The organism is Desulfolutivibrio sp. (assembly GCF_036584575.1).
In the GTDB taxonomy this organism is placed as follows: domain Bacteria; phylum Desulfobacterota; class Desulfovibrionia; order Desulfovibrionales; family Desulfovibrionaceae; genus Desulfolutivibrio.
In genome coordinates, this window is the sequence record NZ_JAZHDB010000161.1 from 1 (window position 1) to 15,967 (window position 15,967).

The 15,967-nt window shown below is 63.7% G+C and carries 17 protein-coding genes; 5 read left to right on the forward strand and 12 right to left on the reverse strand.

What is annotated here, in order from left to right; genetic code table 11:
• Window positions 1-312 precede the first annotated feature (312 nt).
• From thrC to rpsF, 7 genes are all read right to left on the reverse strand, one after another.
• Window positions 313-1,767 carry a threonine synthase gene (gene thrC / locus V3572_RS11695; RefSeq protein ID WP_332111175.1) on the reverse strand — a complete coding sequence of 485 codons (1,455 nt, stop codon included), beginning with the start codon at window positions 1,765-1,767 and terminating at the stop codon, window positions 313-315.
• Between the two features lie 22 nt (window positions 1,768-1,789).
• Window positions 1,790-2,293, reverse strand: a complete 504-nt coding sequence (locus tag V3572_RS11700; RefSeq protein WP_332111176.1) for a DUF456 domain-containing protein — start codon at window positions 2,291-2,293, stop codon at window positions 1,790-1,792.
• Complete coding sequence (locus tag V3572_RS11705; protein ID WP_332111177.1) at window positions 2,290-3,588, reverse strand: phenylacetate--CoA ligase family protein; 1,299 nt, start codon at window positions 3,586-3,588, stop codon at window positions 2,290-2,292. Before V3572_RS11705 ends, V3572_RS11700 begins: the two co-directional genes overlap by 4 nt.
• A gap of 171 nt (window positions 3,589-3,759) precedes the next feature.
• Window positions 3,760-5,208: a replicative DNA helicase gene (gene dnaB / locus V3572_RS11710; protein WP_332111178.1), complete on the reverse strand. Its 1,449-nt coding sequence runs from the start codon at window positions 5,206-5,208 to the stop codon at window positions 3,760-3,762.
• Window positions 5,177-5,692 carry a 50S ribosomal protein L9 gene (gene rplI / locus V3572_RS11715; protein ID WP_332111179.1) on the reverse strand — a complete coding sequence of 172 codons (516 nt, stop codon included), beginning with the start codon at window positions 5,690-5,692 and terminating at the stop codon, window positions 5,177-5,179. Before rplI ends, dnaB begins: the two co-directional genes overlap by 32 nt.
• 15 nt (window positions 5,693-5,707) lie before the next feature.
• On the reverse strand, window positions 5,708-5,965 hold the full coding sequence (gene rpsR, locus V3572_RS11720; RefSeq protein WP_163303767.1) for a 30S ribosomal protein S18: 258 nt from the start codon (window positions 5,963-5,965) through the stop codon (window positions 5,708-5,710).
• Between the two features lie 15 nt (window positions 5,966-5,980).
• A complete protein-coding gene (rpsF, locus tag V3572_RS11725) occupies window positions 5,981-6,280 on the reverse strand; it encodes a 30S ribosomal protein S6 (protein WP_332111180.1) in 300 nt (99 codons plus the stop codon).
• Between the two features lie 205 nt (window positions 6,281-6,485).
• On the opposite strand from rpsF, the gene V3572_RS11730 reads away from it, so the two are divergent.
• The gene (locus tag V3572_RS11730) at window positions 6,486-8,621 is read left to right on the forward strand and encodes a SpoIIE family protein phosphatase (protein WP_332111181.1); all 2,136 of its coding nucleotides are present in this window, start codon (window positions 6,486-6,488) and stop codon (window positions 8,619-8,621) included.
• Between the two features lie 36 nt (window positions 8,622-8,657).
• Complete coding sequence (locus V3572_RS11735; protein ID WP_332111182.1) at window positions 8,658-9,059, forward strand: response regulator; 402 nt, start codon at window positions 8,658-8,660, stop codon at window positions 9,057-9,059.
• Between the two features lie 155 nt (window positions 9,060-9,214).
• On the opposite strand, the gene V3572_RS11740 is transcribed toward V3572_RS11735, so the two are convergent.
• Entirely contained in the window at window positions 9,215-9,994 is a 780-nt protein-coding gene (locus tag V3572_RS11740) for a carboxymuconolactone decarboxylase family protein (protein ID WP_332111183.1), read from the reverse strand.
• A gap of 161 nt (window positions 9,995-10,155) precedes the next feature.
• Between V3572_RS11740 and V3572_RS11745 the strand changes: the two genes are divergently transcribed.
• Entirely contained in the window at window positions 10,156-11,085 is a 930-nt protein-coding gene (locus V3572_RS11745; protein ID WP_332111184.1) for a LysR substrate-binding domain-containing protein, read from the forward strand.
• A 62-nt stretch (window positions 11,086-11,147) separates the two neighbouring features.
• On the opposite strand, the gene V3572_RS11750 is transcribed toward V3572_RS11745, so the two are convergent.
• The 4 genes from V3572_RS11750 to V3572_RS11765 all read right to left on the reverse strand — a co-directional run bounded on the left by V3572_RS11750 (window position 11,148) and on the right by V3572_RS11765 (window position 14,362).
• The gene (locus V3572_RS11750; RefSeq protein ID WP_332111185.1) at window positions 11,148-12,899 is read right to left on the reverse strand and encodes a dynamin family protein; all 1,752 of its coding nucleotides are present in this window, start codon (window positions 12,897-12,899) and stop codon (window positions 11,148-11,150) included.
• 6 nt (window positions 12,900-12,905) lie between these two features.
• Window positions 12,906-13,511 carry a hypothetical protein gene (locus V3572_RS11755; protein WP_332111186.1) on the reverse strand — a complete coding sequence of 202 codons (606 nt, stop codon included), beginning with the start codon at window positions 13,509-13,511 and terminating at the stop codon, window positions 12,906-12,908.
• A 79-nt stretch (window positions 13,512-13,590) separates the two neighbouring features.
• Window positions 13,591-13,926: an STAS domain-containing protein gene (locus V3572_RS11760; RefSeq protein WP_332111187.1), complete on the reverse strand. Its 336-nt coding sequence runs from the start codon at window positions 13,924-13,926 to the stop codon at window positions 13,591-13,593.
• A 19-nt stretch (window positions 13,927-13,945) separates the two neighbouring features.
• The gene (locus V3572_RS11765) at window positions 13,946-14,362 is read right to left on the reverse strand and encodes an ATP-binding protein (RefSeq protein ID WP_332111188.1); all 417 of its coding nucleotides are present in this window, start codon (window positions 14,360-14,362) and stop codon (window positions 13,946-13,948) included.
• Window positions 14,363-14,568: 206 nt separating this feature from the next.
• On the opposite strand from V3572_RS11765, the gene V3572_RS11770 reads away from it, so the two are divergent.
• Together V3572_RS11770 and rfaE2 are read left to right on the forward strand one after the other, a co-directional pair.
• Complete coding sequence (locus tag V3572_RS11770; protein ID WP_442877380.1) at window positions 14,569-15,378, forward strand: YkgJ family cysteine cluster protein; 810 nt, start codon at window positions 14,569-14,571, stop codon at window positions 15,376-15,378.
• Entirely contained in the window at window positions 15,378-15,866 is a 489-nt protein-coding gene (gene rfaE2 / locus V3572_RS11775; RefSeq protein ID WP_332111190.1) for a D-glycero-beta-D-manno-heptose 1-phosphate adenylyltransferase, read from the forward strand. Before V3572_RS11770 ends, rfaE2 begins: the two co-directional genes overlap by 1 nt.
• Window positions 15,867-15,967 lie beyond the last annotated feature (101 nt).

Below are 15,967 nucleotides of genomic sequence, written 5' to 3' on the forward strand. Positions count from 1 at the left end.
CAGGCCGATTTGATCCCGCCATGCCGCCCAGTTATCAGTTGATTTTCAACTCGAGGGGGGAATGATTCCCCCCGGCCCCCCCGACTCCCGTTGCGTTCTCCCGGCGCGACGCGCCGGAAGAACGCAACGGGAAATCCAGGGTGGCCGGAGAATATGCTCTCTCCCGGACGAACGGCGTCCCGGAGTGATGGTCCGGCGCGAAGCGTCGGACCATCACTCCGGGATGACAAAGTTTTTTGAAAGGGGGTCCAGGGGGGAAACTTTTTTTCAAAAAAGTTTCCCCCCTGGCCGCCGGAGGCTCTCCTCCTCCTCCTAGCTGCGGCCGGTCAGGCCGAGGCGCGTCACCACGGCCTGGGCGGCCTTGGCGGTATAGTCGGCGGGCGAGAGGCTGGCCTTGTCGTCGTCGCTGATGACGGTTTCCGGCGCGTTGACGAACTCCGGGCGCGGCGTGATGCCGTATTCCGGAGGGAAAGTATTGGTGTAGTACATGTCCTGGAAGCCGATGAATTTCAGGTGATGCGCCGTGGCGTCCAGGATGGATTCTTCCGAGGGCTCAACGAGGTTGAGTTCGACGGCGGCGCGAAGGCCCGCCAGGCATTCGCCGCCCTGGGTGCAACTGATGTGGCCGTGCCGGTTGGCCAGGAGCATGCCTTCGATGATGTCTTGTTCGCTGACCCGGATGACCTGGAAGCTGCCCGGGCCGCCGATCTTTTCGTACTGTTCGGCGAAGTGTTTGACGCGCGGGAAGGACACGGGGTTGCCGATCATGGCCGCCTGGGCCACGCTGGGGGTGACGGCCACGGGTTCGTAGCGGCGCTTTTTGGCCTCGGCCACGCTGTAATAGCGGTAGACCGGGTCGGCGTGCTCGGACTGGACGCCGAAGATGCGCGGCAGGGAGGGGATGATTCCCAGGCGCTTGAGCTTGAGGAAGCCGCCCATGATGGCCGTGATGTTTCCGGCGTTGCCGATGGGCACGAACACGCAGGTGCGGTAGGTGTCGTAGGCCCGCCACTGGGCGATTTCGAAGGCGTAGGACTCCTGTCCCAGGATGCGCCAGGCGTTTTTGGAATTGAGAAGCGCCACGCGGTAGTTGTCGGCCAGGTATTCCACGACCTTCATGCAGTCGTCGAAGACGCCGGGGACTTCCAGGACCGTGGCCCCGCTGCCCAGCGGCTGGGCGAGTTGCTGCGGGGTGACCTTGCCCTTGGGCAGGATCACGGCGCTTTTGATGGGACCGCCCACGTAGGCGGCGTAGAGCGCGGCCGAGGCCGAGGTGTCGCCGGTGGAGGCGCACACGGTCAGCACCGAATCCCAGTCGTTGGCCCGCACGAGGTGCTTTAAGTAGCTGAAGGCGCAGGCCATGCCCCGATCCTTGAAGGAGGCGCTGGGGTTCTGGCCGTCGTTTTTATAGAAAAAGGGCACGCCCACCTTTTCGCGCAGGGCGTCGTTGGCGGCCACCATGGGGGTATGGCCCTCGCCCAGGTAGACGATGTCCTGTTCCTCCACCACGGGTGCGGTCAACTCGTGATAGCGGAAGATGCCGCGCAGCCCCGTGGTCCGGGTGGCGGCCCGCTTGTCGAAGAGGCTTTGCCAGTAGCTTGGCGGAAACTCCGCCAGGGAGTCGAAGGTGGTGTCTTCGAGCACGAAGACCCCGCTGCATTTGGGGCAGGTGTAATACAGTTCGCGGATGTCGTAACGCTGTCCGCAGCCCAGGCAGACGTATTCCATCCGCCCACGATATTTGGGGAAATCACCGCCTGTAAGCATCGCTTCCTTTTCCTTTCGTGTCCTATGGCCAGATTTTTTGCACTGCGGCCACCCACATGGCCCCGCCCAGGCCGATCTTGGTCGCCATGCCCAGCACCTTGCCGTACATGGCGCCCCAGGCCGCGTGCCTGGCCTCGGCCTTGTCCCGACCCTGATGGCGTTCGAAGAAATAGCATCCGAAATAGGCCCCGGCAATGGCCCCGGCCAGCGCGCCCAGGCCGAAGAAAAAGGGCGCGCCGAAAAGCGCCCCGACGATGGCCCCCAGCATGCCGCCCAGGTTTCCCTTGCCCGTGGCTCCATATTTTTTGGATCCATAATACTGGGCCACAAATTCGATGACCTCGCCCACCACGGCCAGCCCGATCAACAGGGCGTAGAACTGCCAGCCGAAATGCGCGCCCGGGGCAAGCCAGCCCCACAGGGCCACCAGCCCAAGCAGAACCCAATTGGCCGGGAGGCTCAGGATGTGCAGCCCGAGGACGGCGAACAGGAGGGACAGATAGAGCGTGGCCCAGACGTAGCTCATGAATCGGTTCCTCTTTTGTCGATGACCCGTTTGGCCTTGCCCTCGCCCTGGGGCAGGCTTTTGGCCTCGACCAGCTCCACCCTGGGGGTGACCAGGATCTCGTCGCGAAGCCTGGAGGTGATGCGTTTTTGCAGGCCGGTCAGGGCGCGCATGTCCTCCACGAAGAACTCTTCCTTGACCTCCACCTTGATGGTGATCTGGTCCATGACCCCCACCCGGTCAAGCTCGATCAGGTAGTTCTGGCCCACCTCGGGCATGGCCATGAGGATGGCCTCCACCTGCATGGGATAGATGTTCACGCCCTTGATGATGATCATGTCGTCGCAGCGTCCGGCGATGCGGTCGATGCGCCGATGCGCCCGGCCGCAGGGACAGGGACCGGGCAGAAAGCGGGTCAGGTCGCGGGTGCGGTAACGGATGACCGGCATGCCCTCCCGCCCAAGCGTGGTCATGACCAGTTCGCCGGTCTCCCCGTCGGGCAGGGGCTCGCCGGTCTCAGGGGCCACGATCTCGGCGATATAGGCGTCCTCCCACAGGTGCATGCCGCGCTGCTCGGCGCACTCGAAGGCCACGCCCGGGCCGTTCATCTCCGACAGACCGTAGGAGTTGTAGACCTTCATGTCGAACATCTCTTCCAGTCGGCGACGGGCCTCCTCGGTGTAGGGCTCAGCCCCCACCAGGGCGAACCTGATGGGCAGGGACGCGGGGTCCACGCCCATGTCGCGCAGTACGTTAGCCAGATGCAGGGCGTAGGACGGGATGATGTGCACCGCCGTGACGTTGAAGTCGGTGATGAGCTTGATCTGGCGCTTGGTGTTCCCGGCCCCGGCCGGGATGGTCAGGCAGCCCAGGCGTTCGGCCCCGTAATGGATGCCCAGACCTCCGGTGAAAAGGCCGTAGCCGGACATGTTCTGGAACACGTCCGTGGGGCGGATGCCCACCATGTGCATGCACCTGGCCATGAGCGAAGCCCACCAGTCCAGGTCATTTTTGGTGTGATAGATGACCGTGGGCGCCCCTGTGGTCCCGGAAGAGACGTGCATGCGCACCATGTCCGCATGCGGCATGGCCAGGAGGCCGTCGGGATAGGCCTGGCGCAGGTCTTTTTTGGTGGTGAAGGGCAGACGGCGTATATCGTCCAGGCCGCGCACCGCGTCAGGGTTTACCCCGTGCTCACGGAAAAGCGCGCCGTAAAACCGGGAGGCGGCGGCCTTTTGCAGGCTGCGGCGCAGGCGTTCGATCTGGGCCTTTTCAATCTCCTCACGCGACCATTTCTCGGCATCGTCGTACAACACGGGCGCTCCTTCAGGATGGTAGTGTCGGATCGGGCGGTGGGACCGGGGTATCCTCCGCTTTCCGGGAGTTCATAATCCGGGCGTCGGGGAAAAACCAGAAAAAGGTGACATACGGCGCATGGGTTCGGGAATGTTCGACAACCGGCCCGGCATCGGTGGCGACCGGCGCCCTTAGGAATGGTATTCCGAGGGCGGCGGGATGTCCGACAGGTTTTCGAACGCGGTGTATTCCTTGAAAAAGGTGAGTTTCACCATGCCCGTTGGGCCGTTTCGCTGCTTGCCGATGATGACCTCGGCCACGTTGTCCTCGGGGGTGAGTTCCTCTTTGCGCTTGTAGGCTGCGGCCCGGTACAGGAAGATGATGACGTCGGCGTCCTGTTCGATGGCCCCGGATTCGCGCAGATCGGACATCATGGGCCGCTTGTCGCTGCGCTCCTCCACCTTGCGGTTGAGCTGGGACAGGGCCACCACGGGCAGATGCAGCTCCTTGGCCAGGGCCTTTAAGCTGCGGGAGATATCGGAAATCTCCTGTTCGCGGGAATCGATATGCCGCGAGGCGCGCATGAGTTGGAGGTAGTCCACGACCACGAGCCCCAGGCCATGTTCGGCCTTGAGGCGGCGGCATCGGGCGCGCATCTCCATGGTGGTCAGGGCGGCGGTGTCGTCGATGAAGATGGGGGCCGGGGACAGGTTGTTGGCCGCGTCGTAGAGCCGGGACCAGTCGCCGTCGTCCAGGCGGCCCCGGCGCAGGCGGCTTAAGTCCACCTTGGCCCAGGAGCACAGCATGCGCTGCATGAGCTGCTCCATGGACATCTCCAGGGAAAAGATGGCCGTGGGCACGCCGTGCATGGCCGCCGAGCGCATGGCCACGTTTAAGGCGAAGGCGGTCTTGCCCATGCTGGGGCGTCCGGCCACGATGATCAGGTCCGAGGGTTGCAGCCCGGCGGTGTATTCGTCGAATTGATAGTAGCCGGTGGGTACGCCGGTGACCAATTCCTTGTTTTCCATGCGCTGTTCGATCTGCTCGAACACGCTGGCCACAAGTTCCTTGCTGGACTTGAGCCCCTTGACGGTCTTGGAGTCGGCGATGGAGAAAATGGCCTGTTCGGACTCGTCCAAAAGCTGGTTGATATCCTCGGAGGCCTCGAAGCAACGGGTGATGATGTCCGTGGCTGCGCCGATGAGCCTGCGCTGGACGGATTTCTCCCGCACGATGCGGGCGTGATGCAGGGCGTTGGCCGCGCCCACGGTGGACTGGGCCAACTCCGCCAGATACAGGGGGCCGCCCACCTCTTCCAGGCTTCCGGCCTTGGACAGTTCGTCGGCCAGGGTGAGCATGTCGATGGCCGAATTTTTTCGGGAAAGGTCGAGAAAGGCGCGAAAGATGGTCTTGTGGACCGGGGAATAGAAATCGTCCTCATTGACGAGGTCGATGAGGGAAAAAAGGACGGAGTTCTTGAGCAAAACCCCCCCCAGAACAGCCTGTTCGGCATCCAGATTCTGGGGGGGGAGTCTGCGCAAAAGGTCCGAGGAAACCCGATCAAGGGTTTTCCCGGTCACCGATTGGCCATCCGGACGCCCGGCGGCCTTAGATCGCGGCTTCTTCCGCTGAGGTTCCACTATCTTCGGCCACTTCCGGGGCCTTCGGTTCTTCCTGTCCGCCCGGGCGCACCACGGCCAAGGAAACCTTGCCGCGCACGTCGGCGTGGAGCTTCACCTCCACTTCGTAGACGCCAAGCGCCCTGATGGGCTCGTCCAGGACAATTTTCTTGCGGTCCACCTCAACCCCGGACGCGGCCAAAAGGTCGGCGATCTGGGCCGTGGTCACGGAACCGTAGAGCTTGTCGTTCTCGCCCACCCGGACCTCGATGGACAGAGACAGGGCGGCCAGCTTGTCGGCCACGTCCTGGGCGGCGGCCCGGGTCGAGTCCATCCTGGCCTGAAGCTTTTTGCGTTCCTGCTCGAAGACCTTGAGGTTGGCCTGGGTGGCGGCCATGGCCAGGCCCTGGGGCACGAGATAGTTTCTGCCGTAACCGGGTTTGACCGTGACCACCTCTCCGAGGTGGCCAAGGTTCTCCACGTCGGCGCGAAGAATCAGTTGCATGTCGTCCCCCTCACCTTACATTTTCTTGCGAAATTCGGTGCTGTGCGTGGCGGTGTAATACAAAAGGGCCATCTGCCGGGCGCGCTTGATCTCCGTGGTCAACCGGCGCTGGCACTTGGCGCAGGTGCCGGTGATCCGCCGGGCGATGATCTTGCCCCGGTCGGTGATGAAATCCTTCAGGATATCCGCGCGCTTGTAGTCCAGCGGCAGATTCTTGTTGGCGCAAAAACGGCAGAACTTCTTTTTGGGCGTGAACTTTTTCTTAAAAGCCATAGGAATATCCCCCGGTTATGCCGCGATCTTGTCGGCCAGCTTGACGGTGACGAACTTCAGGATGCCGTCGGTGATGCGCACGATGCGTTCCAGTTCCGCCACGCCTGCCGGAGGCAGATTGTATTCCAGGCGGATGTAATGGCCGCGAACCTGCTTGCGCACCATGTAGGCCAGATCGCGCATACCCCAGTCGTCGAGGGTCTCGGTGACGCCGCCCTCGCGCTCGATGATGCCTTTTAAGGTGTCCAGAATTTCCTGGAGGTTGTCCGAGGTCAACTCGGGACTGAAAAGCAACAACGTTTCGTACTTCCGCATAGGTCCTCTCCTTGTGGGCATGGCCCTTCCCGGACGGGGAAGAGCAAGGTGAAGGAGTGTCGTTATTGCCTTTGATCCGGCATGTCAAGGAACTTGTCTTTTTTTCCCTGTTTTCGGGGCCTTCCCCCTTGTGCTGTCGCCATTTTTTGGCCACACTTAGCCCTCAGGGTCTTGTCCGTCCCGTCATCCCCGACTTGGAGTACCCATGCGCATTCGTTGGAAGTTGCTCATTTTTTTGCTCATTCTTGTACTTCCGCCGATTTTTCTGGTGCGCTGGTACTCCATCCGCGAGACCCGCGCCCTGGGGACCGAACTGGCCGCCAGCGCGGCCGAGGTCATGCGCGACAACGCCAATCGCGAACTGAGCCAGACCGTCAACCTGTTCGCCGAGGCCGTCAACGACACCCGCGATGTCCTGGAGCTGGCCCTGACCCTTCAGGCCCGGGAGGCCGAGCGACTCCTGGCCGAACGCCCGAGGCACATCGAACCGATTTTTTTCGACACCGACTACGACCGTCGCGACCCGCGCATCGGCGTTCTCGAACCACCCCGCGTGCTCTCCGACTCCAGCGCGGCCCTCACGGCGAAATCCGACATCGCCATCTCCGTCGACCATCTGGTTTTCCGCCTGTCCCCCGACGCCGACGTGCCCGCCGCCCTCAAGGACGCCCAGGCCCTCACCCGGCTTTTGCCCATTTTCCGCATCATCTACCTGCGCCATGACGATCTCATGCTGTGGAGCTACGTGAGCCTGGACAACGGCCTGCACTGCGCCTACCCCGGCCACGGCGGCTATCCCCCGGACTACGATCCCAGACGCCGGGAGTGGTACACCCAGGCCAAGGCCCAGGGGCGGCCGGTGTGGAACATCATGGTGGACGCCAACACCCATCAGGCCATCGCCACTCTGTCCATGCCCATCCACGGGCCGTCCGGGACCATCATCGGGGTCACGGGGGTGGACTTCCCCTTGGACACCCTGCTCCTGGAAAGCGACCTGTCCCGGCGCTGGACCCCGGCCGTGCGCTCCATGCTGCTGCGTCCGGCCACGGAGGCGGACGGGGATCCCGACGCCATGCTCATCGTGGCCATGCGGGACTATATGGAACACGACACGGACTGGAAAACCCCCCTGGCTCTGGAGCGTCTGGAGAAGGAAGACCCTGCCGCCGTGGCGGTCATGCGCCAGGACATCAAAGACGGCCGCCAGGGCGTCGTGGAGATGCCCTACCGGGGCGTGCCGAGCGTGTGGGCCTTCAAGCCGGTCATCGAGGACGGCCTGACCCTGGCGGTCATCGTGCCCAGCGAGATCATCGTGGCCTCCTCCCGCCACGCCGAGGACAGCGTCATGGAGCGCACCAAGCGGATGCTGCGCGACACCAGCGTCTTCGCCCTGGTCATCAACTTGCTTCTGGTGGCGGCGGCGGCCGTCGCCTCCCTGGCCATCACCCGGCCCATCGCCCGTCTGGCCAGGGCCGCCGGAAAGATCGCCGAGGGCGACCTTTCGGCCCGGGCCGAGGTGAAAAGCCATGACGAACTGGGGGATCTGGCCACGGCCTTCAACGCCATGGCCCCCAAACTTCTGGAGCGGGTCAAGCTCAAAAACGACATGGCCCTGGCCATGGAGGTGCAGCGCAACCTGCTGCCCGAACGGCCCCCCGTCATCCCGGGTTTGGACATCGCCGCCGTATGCCAGTTCTGCGATGAGACAGGCGGCGACTACTACGATTTTTTATCCTTTTCCCGGGAACGCGGCGACACCTGCGACGTGGTTCTGGGCGACGTCACCGGCCACGGCATCTCGGCGGCCCTGTTCATGGCCACGGGGCGGGCGCTTTTGCACGCCCGGGCCGACGAAGACCCCGACCCGGCCCGGTGCATCACCATGGTCAACCGTCTTTTGTGCCGGGACACCCAGCTCTCCGGCCGGTTCATCACCCTGTTTTTTTTAAGCATCAATCTGGTCACCGGGATGCTCACCTGGGTTCGGGCCGGTCACGACCCGGCCCTGATCTACGATCCGGACAAAGACGCCTTCGATGAACTCATGGGGGCCGGGATTCCCCTGGGGGTGGAGGAAAGCTGGGAATACGGGGACAATAGCCGTAGCGGGATCACCGCCGGGCAACTCCTGGTTCTCGGCACCGACGGCATCTGGGAGGCCATGAATCCAGCCGGGGAGATGTTCGGCAAGGAGCGGTTCAAGGACATCCTGCGCGCCAACGCCAGCCGGACGGCCCAGGAGGTCGTGGATGCGGTGGTGGCTGCGGTCATGGCCTTCGTCAGTCCCGGCCGCCCCGAGGACGATCTTACCCTTGTGGTCATCAAGGCATTGCGCTAGAAAAAAAGGATACGCCCTTTTGCAAGGAGTCGTCTCATGCATTTTCTCATTGTCGACGATGACGAAGCCAGCCGCATGGTGCTCATGGCCCACCTCAAACACTACGGAACTTGCGACATCTGCGGCAACGGCGCGTCAGCGGTGGAGGCAGTGGCCAAATCCCTGGATTCCGGGCGCCCCTACGACGTCATCTTCATGGATATCATCATGCCCGGCCCGGACGGTCACGAGACCCTGGACAAGATCCATTCCCTGGAAAAACGGGCCGGGATCGCCCCGGAAAAACGGGCCAAGGCCATCATGGTCACGTCCATGGACGACGAGGACAACACCATGACCGCCCTTTTCGAAGACGGCGTCTCCGCCTATCTGATCAAGCCGGTGGCGAAAACCGAGCTTGTGACCAAGCTGGCCGCCCTGGGAATCGTTGAGATCTGAGGCCGCACCGTTCCCGGAACCGCCTGCGACGCATTCCTGTCAGCGTTTCTGATCCGTCTTCCCGGCCTGCATCCCCGCCGTCCACCCCGTACCAGCGGTTTGACCGCATTGCCGGGGCCTTCCCGGTCGCGCCCCCCGCAGCGAGCCGCCCCGCCCTATTCCCCCATCTCCCGCAAGGCCTCCCGAGCTGCGAAGAGCCCGTTTATGGCCGCTGGGAAACCGGCATAGACGGCCATCTGGATGATGACCTCCACGATCTGTTCCCGACTTAGCCCCACGGCCCGGGCCGCCTTGACGTGCACCTTGAGCTGGGGGGCCATGGTTCCCCGGGCCGTGGCCGCCGCGATCATGGCGATCTCCTTTTGCCCGGGGGTCAGGATGTCGCGCGAGATGACGTCGCCGTAGGAAAAATCCAGGATGAACCCGGCGAAATCCGGGGCGATGTCGGCCAGGGAGTCGAGCACCTGCTGCCCGGCGTTTTTGCTGGTCACGGCCAGGGCCGACAGACCGCGCTCCCGTCGCTCCCCGGCCCCGGATTCCCGGGCCTTGTGCGGCGGCGGGACCACGCCTTTTTCCGCGAACGCCTCGCGGGCCATGGCGATGGCGTTTATTCCGGCCGGAAAACCGGCGAACACCGTGGCGACATAGATGATGTCGATGACGGCCTGGGGAGAAAGTCCCGCCGCCAGCCCGGCCTCGATGTGAAACCGCAGTTGCGGCGCGGCGTTGCCCAAGGCGGCCAGGGCGGCGATGGTGGCCGTCTGGCGGGAGACGGCATCCAGGCCGGGGCGGGTGAAGATGTCGCCGTAGCCGAATTCCACGATGAACCGCCCCATGTCCGGGGCGATGTCGGCCAGGGCGTCCTGCACGGCCTGGGACTTTTCCGGGGCCAGGGCGGCCAGGGCCGCAAAGCCGCGCGCGTAGCGTTCGTTCATAAGCTTCCTCCTGTGCGGGGTGGCCGGGATCGGGGCCGTCTCCAGCACCAGGCTGGCGTAAACGGCGTGATCCCTGGCAGCTTCAAGACAGCCTAGGCGCTCCCTATTGATATGTAAAATATCAATTTACAACATGATTAAGATGTGAAAAGTATTGATCCATGGAACTGCGGGACTGTCGGTGTTTTCTGGCTGTGGCCGAGGAATTGCACTTTGGGCGGGCGGCGGCCCGGCTGCACATGGCCCAACCTCCCGTGAGCCAGCGGATCAAGGCCCTGGAGCGGGAACTGGGGGTGTTGCTTTTTTCCCGCACCAGCCGTTCGGTGGTCCTGACCCCGGCTGGCGAGGCCTTTCGCCACGAGGCCGCATCGCTTGTGGCCCAAGCCGAAAAGACCGTGGAGACGGCCCGGCGCGTGGCCTCGGGGATGGCTGGCCGACTGGTTGCGGGATTCGTCAATCCGGCCATGGACGCCTTTTTGGCCGCCGCCCTGGCCCGGTTTCGCAGCGGCGCCCCGGAGGTGGAGCTGGATTTGCGGGAAATGACCACCCGGGCCCAGGCCGAGGCCATCCGCACGGGCCGCCTGGACATCGGCTTTTTGCGCCATGCGGGCCAGGACATTCCAGGGGCGAATCTTTTTGTCCTTCACCGCGAGTCCTACATCCTGGCCGTTCCTTCGGGCCATCCCCTGGCCGCCCTGCCCCGTGTTCCTCTGAAACGCCTGGACGGCGTCCCCATGATCCTGCCGCCACGCGGCCAGGTTCCGGCCCTGGACATGGCCATGGCCGCCGCATTCGCCACGGTCGGCGCGACTCCCGTGGCGGCGCAGGAGGCGGCCTCAAAATTCACCACCCTGTCCCTGGTGGCCAGCGGCCTCGGCGTCGCCCTGCTCCCGGCGTCGGTTCGGGTTTGGCGGCGTGCGGGCGTCGTCTTTACGGAGATCGAGGGGGAACTTCCCAGGGTGGATCTGGCGGCGGCCCTTCCGGCGGAACGCGACAACATGGCCGCCCAACGCCTTCTGGCGTTCGCCAGAGAAGCATGTCCGGGAGAAGAAGCGGGCGCCATCCGAAAAAAGGAAAAAAAGACATCCTGACGTGACCGGTCGCCCCGGCCTCTGCCGTCAGGACGAAGCCGCTTGTCCTGCCGTATTGATCGTCAGGCGGAAGGGCCCACATCGCGGGCGAACGCGTCGCAGTCACCGGCCAGGGCGTCCGTCTCCCGGCCCAACTCCCCGGCGACCCGTTCCCGCTCGGCGATGCCCGTAAAAAACGGATCGAAGCGGGCGAAGAGCTCGGCGAAAAGATGCTCCATCCTGGCCGCCAGCCGTTCCGCAAGCTCCGCCTCCAGCCGCTCCCCGGCCTCGGCCAGATTCTTGCGAAACACCCGCATGATGCGCGGCCGCTTCCAGAGCAGGGCGCCTCCGGCCAGCACCATGCCCGAAGCCGCCACCAAGCCCCCGGTCACGTCCACCACCACGCTTTTGACCGACACCGCAAACAGCGTGCCCACCACCATAAGGACGCCGCCCATGGCCGCCTTGGGGTCCAGGCCGGAAAAATCCGTGGGCGAAACCCCGGCAAATCCCCCGTCCGCGCCGAGCAAGGCCTCCACCCGAAGCCGCACCTCCCGGGCCACGGTCTCGCGCTCTTCGGACAGGGCGGCCTGGCCGGTCCCCCCGCGTCCGAACCTGTCCCGGCCCTCCAGTTCGTCCAAAAGCGGCCGCACCCGGTCCAGGATGCTCTCGGAGACGTGGGCCGCGCCCTGGCGGGTGACGTCCTCCACCTCGCGGGTGAGCTTTTCGGCGAAATTCGCGGTCAGTTCGGCGACGCTTGCGTCGATGCCGCCCCCGCGACGAAACATGCCGCGCAGGGAACGGCCGATCATGTTGCCAAAGGTCAACTCGGCCTCGAAGGCGTCGGCGAAATCCCGGGACAGCCGGGCATAGACCGCCGTCACCCGGGCCACCAGACTGCCCACCTCGCGCCCGGCGGCGGCTTGGGCCTGGGCCATGCGCTCCCGGATGTCCGCAGCCTGGGCTGCGTCCCGGTCGATCTCCTCGCGGCGGGCGGCCAGGGCCCGGGAGAACCGTTCGATCAGCCGCGAGGCGGCGTCGCACAGGGAAAGGAGCTTTTGGGCGTAGTGACCGCCCCCGGTGACCATGTCCCGGATGTAGCGGCGCACGGCCTCGATGCCGCTGCCCTCGGGGTCGGCTGAATCCCGGGTGGCGGAGACGGCGAACAGCACGGGTTCGGCCACGCCGCGCTCCATGGCCAGCCGCCTGACCGAGGCCTCGTTGACCCGAAGCTGTTCCGCCGTGGCCAGGTCGGCCTGGTTGAGGATGAAGATCACCTTCCGACGCCATTCCTGGCGCACCAAGGAGAAAAACTCCCAGGCCGAACGGGAATAAGGATTGATGGCCGAAAAGACGAACAGCACCAGATCGCTTTTGGGGATGAACCGTTCGGTGATTTCCTGATGGCGGTCGATGATGCTGTCCACGCCTGGAGTATCCACCACGGCGATTTCACGCAGGATTTCATGCGGGACGCGGACATGGGACAGATACGGATCGACCGCGACATCCGAGGCGGTCTCGCCGTAAAGGATCATGCGGATGCGGTCGGTGCAGGGGTCCGGGGCCACCTCGCACAGGTCTTCACCCAAAAGGGCGTTGACCAGGCTGCTTTTTCCGGTCTTGACCTCGCCCACCACCACGAAGAGAAACGGTTCGCCAAGGCTGGCCAGAAGGCTGGCGGCCGTCTGTCGGGACTCGGCCGCGCCCGGCCAGGCGATCCTGCCGGAAAGATCGGCCAATCGCTGCAACAGGCCCGCCAGGACGGCCTTTTTTTCCTGGTACCGATGATGCAGAAGAGCGGATGACGCCGCAACGCCGGGAGGGCTGTTCACACCCACCTACTTGGGCAACAGCCAATCCAGCTCGGACACGTCGGCGGGTTTGCGCAACTCGGTGGCCGGTTCGCCGCCATTTTTTCGGGCAGCGTAGCACCGGTCTTCCTCGTCCACCATGTTGCGGGAGGTGATGCGCAGGGAGTTGCCTTCGGTATATTCCCCGTCGTCTCCGGCATAATACATAAGCACCATGCTGATGCGGTCGGCGCCCGAGGCAATGCTCCACTTCCAGGCCCGCAGGGTGCCGAAGGGGTTGCCCCGCCAATCCTCGGGCTGGCCGTAGCGTTTTTTGAGCTCACTCAAAAGCTTTTCAAAAAAGGTCAGCGAACCGTCGGTATAGTTGACCTTGATGCGCACGATCCGGCCCTTGTTCTGGCAGGTGCCGTAGTCAGCATAGGCGCTGCGCAGCCCTTCCCGATCCTTTAAGGACACCATCTCCAGATGTGGCCGAAAAAAACCTTTCGAGGCCGAATCCGCGTCGATAAGCTGGGCGTACTGGGAGATGTCGCCGCCAAGGCGCAAACCGGCCAGTTCCATGGGGGCGGAACCGGCCGCCAGGGCCCATCCCGGAAACGCCATAAGCAACGCAAAAAAAATCCATCTTCTCATCATCGTCTCCTTGCGAGGCGGATGTCGTCCGTCTTGCAGGGGAAGGCAACCGTGTCCGAAACCACTGCTTCCCGTTGAATCAGGCAAAACCCTTGACGGCGTCGTCCTGGGTCGCAAAAATGGGAAAGATTTCCGTATATCCGGAGATCTCGAACACTTCCTTCATGTAGTCCTTGATGCAGCACAGAATCAGCTTCCCTTGGTTTTTTTTCAACTGCTGCAAGGCCAGAAGCAGCACCCGCAGGCCGGTGCTGTTGATGTAATCGACATCCAGGAAGTCCATGAGCACTTTTTTGTTGCCCTGGCGCAGGATGTCCATGACCTTGTCCTCCAGAATCTTGGAGGTATTGCTGTCAAGGCGACCGTTGAGAACCAATATCGTCACGTCGCCATCGCGTTTTTCCACCAATTCCATGTTGGAACCCCTTTTACGATCAAGAGATGATTTTTTCGAGAAAAAGCCGGTTCTTCCCGTCTCGGTACTCATAGCGCACGGAATCCATGAGCTTGCGCACCAGATGGATGCCGAGCCCCCCGATGGCCCTGTCCTCCAAGGTGGACGTCAGATCGGGCGTGTCGGCCCGCATGGGATCAAAGGGCGTGGCGTCATCCTCGATACGAAACAAAAGACGCGAATCGGCGAGACGGATTTCCACCTCGACCTCGTGATTCTTGTCATCGGAAAAACCATAGGAAATGACGTTGGTCAAGAGTTCATCCAGAACCAGGCGGATTTGATAGATCATCTTTCGGGGAAAACCGTGACGCTCCCCGAAAGCCTCTACGGCCTCCGCCAACCTGTCCAGTTCAGGCAGGTGGTTGGATAAACGCAAGACGACCACTTCATCCATGGGCGCTCCATGTCTTTTGGAAAGCCGCGACCCCCAACGCCGATCGCAATTATCCAGGAGCCCGAAAGTTCACCCTTTTTTCATGACCTGTCAAGCCCGCACACCATTCCTCTGCGCCAGGGAACATACCCTGCGGCAGGCCTCCCCGGCCGACGGCGAACGGTTGCCATGGACCACGCAACAGCGTAATCACGCCCCCGGAGACGATCATGGACACCGATACCATACACCAGCCGCAGGACCGTGACGATACGCAGGCTTTTCTCGATTCCCTGCCCGAACTGCGCCCGGGCGAATCCTTCCAGTTCGCCTGCAACCCAGCAGTCCCCTGCTTCAACGCCTGCTGCGGCGACCTCAACCTCATGCTCACGCCCTACGACGCCCTGCGCCTGCGCCGCAGCCTGCGCCTTAGCGGCAACGAATTCGCCAGGCTCTACGCGCGCCTCTCCCTCAGCCCCGACACCGGATTCCCCATGCTGTCCCTGAACATGCTCAAGGACAAACCCCGCAAGCCCTGTCCCTTCGTGGCCGCTTCCGGCTGCCAGGTCTATGCGAACCGTCCCGGGGCCTGCCGCACCTACCCCCTGGGCCGGGCCACCCGCCTGGACGACGCCGGGCAAGTGGCGGAACAATATTTCGTCGTGCGCGAACCCCACTGCCGCGGCTTCGAGGAGACCACCCCGTGGCGGTCGGACACCTGGCTCGCAGACCAGGGATTGGCCGATTACTACCGTTATAATGATCGCTACATGCGGCTCATGGCCCTGGCCCGCAACCATGGCGTCCGGCTGCATTCCAAACAGGCCAACATGGTCTTTTTGGCCCAATACACCCCCGACGCCTTCCAGGATTTTCTCGTGCGCATGAAGCTGTTCGACCACCTGGAGATGGACGCCTCGCGCCAGGAACCCATCCTGGCCGACGAAGAGGCCTGCCTGGAATTCGGCCTGGATTGGCTGGAACTTCTGCTTTTCGGGTCGTCCCCAACCCTGGCCCGCCGCGCCCGCCGCGTCTGATGCCTGCCGTCCCGCCGCATTCCAAGATCGTCGCCCTGCCCCGGCTCCTTGCCCTTTTGTCCGCCGGGCGCGACCATAAAACCGTGGTCTTCACCAACGGCTGCTTCGATCTGCTCCACGCCGGACACGCCGACCTCCTGGCCCGGGCCAGACTCCTCGGCGACATCCTGGTCGTCGGCGTCAATTCCGACGCCTCCGTGACCCGCCTCAAAGGCCCCGCGCGGCCGGTCACCCCGCTCGACCAAAGGGCCTTCGTCCTGGCCAGCCTTGCGTCCACCGACTTCGTCATCCCCTTCGAGGACGACACCCCCCTGTCCCTCATCACCGCCACCCAGCCCGATATCCTGGTCAAGGGCGGCGACTGGCGCCCCGACGCCATCGTGGGCAAAGACGTGGTCCTGGCCCGGGGCGGACGCGTCCAAAGCCTGCCCCTTCTGCCCGGCATCTCCACCACCGGCATCATCGCCCACATCAAAGCCCAAGACTAACCGGGGCTGCCGCCCCGCGCTCGGCAACCGGGGCTGCCGCCCCGGACCCCGCCCGGGGGAAATCATTTCCCCCGGAACCCCCTGGCCTCGTCAGCCGGATG

Coding starts and splice junctions, on each gene's coding strand:
- thrC (WP_332111175.1), bottom strand. CDS start 1,767: ATGCTTACAGGCGGTGATTTCCCCAAATATCGTGGGCGGATGGAATAC.
- V3572_RS11700 (WP_332111176.1), bottom strand. CDS start 2,293: ATGAGCTACGTCTGGGCCACGCTCTATCTGTCCCTCCTGTTCGCCGTC.
- rplI (WP_332111179.1), bottom strand. CDS start 5,692: ATGCAACTGATTCTTCGCGCCGACGTGGAGAACCTTGGCCACCTCGGA.
- rpsR (WP_163303767.1), bottom strand. CDS start 5,965: ATGGCTTTTAAGAAAAAGTTCACGCCCAAAAAGAAGTTCTGCCGTTTT.
- rpsF (WP_332111180.1), bottom strand. CDS start 6,280: ATGCGGAAGTACGAAACGTTGTTGCTTTTCAGTCCCGAGTTGACCTCG.
- V3572_RS11730 (WP_332111181.1), top strand. CDS start 6,486: ATGCGCATTCGTTGGAAGTTGCTCATTTTTTTGCTCATTCTTGTACTT.
- V3572_RS11735 (WP_332111182.1), top strand. CDS start 8,658: ATGCATTTTCTCATTGTCGACGATGACGAAGCCAGCCGCATGGTGCTC.
- V3572_RS11740 (WP_332111183.1), bottom strand. CDS start 9,994: ATGAACGAACGCTACGCGCGCGGCTTTGCGGCCCTGGCCGCCCTGGCC.
- V3572_RS11745 (WP_332111184.1), top strand. CDS start 10,156: ATGGAACTGCGGGACTGTCGGTGTTTTCTGGCTGTGGCCGAGGAATTG.
- V3572_RS11755 (WP_332111186.1), bottom strand. CDS start 13,511: ATGAGAAGATGGATTTTTTTTGCGTTGCTTATGGCGTTTCCGGGATGG.
- V3572_RS11760 (WP_332111187.1), bottom strand. CDS start 13,926: ATGGAATTGGTGGAAAAACGCGATGGCGACGTGACGATATTGGTTCTC.
- V3572_RS11765 (WP_332111188.1), bottom strand. CDS start 14,362: ATGGATGAAGTGGTCGTCTTGCGTTTATCCAACCACCTGCCTGAACTG.
- rfaE2 (WP_332111190.1), top strand. CDS start 15,378: ATGCCTGCCGTCCCGCCGCATTCCAAGATCGTCGCCCTGCCCCGGCTC.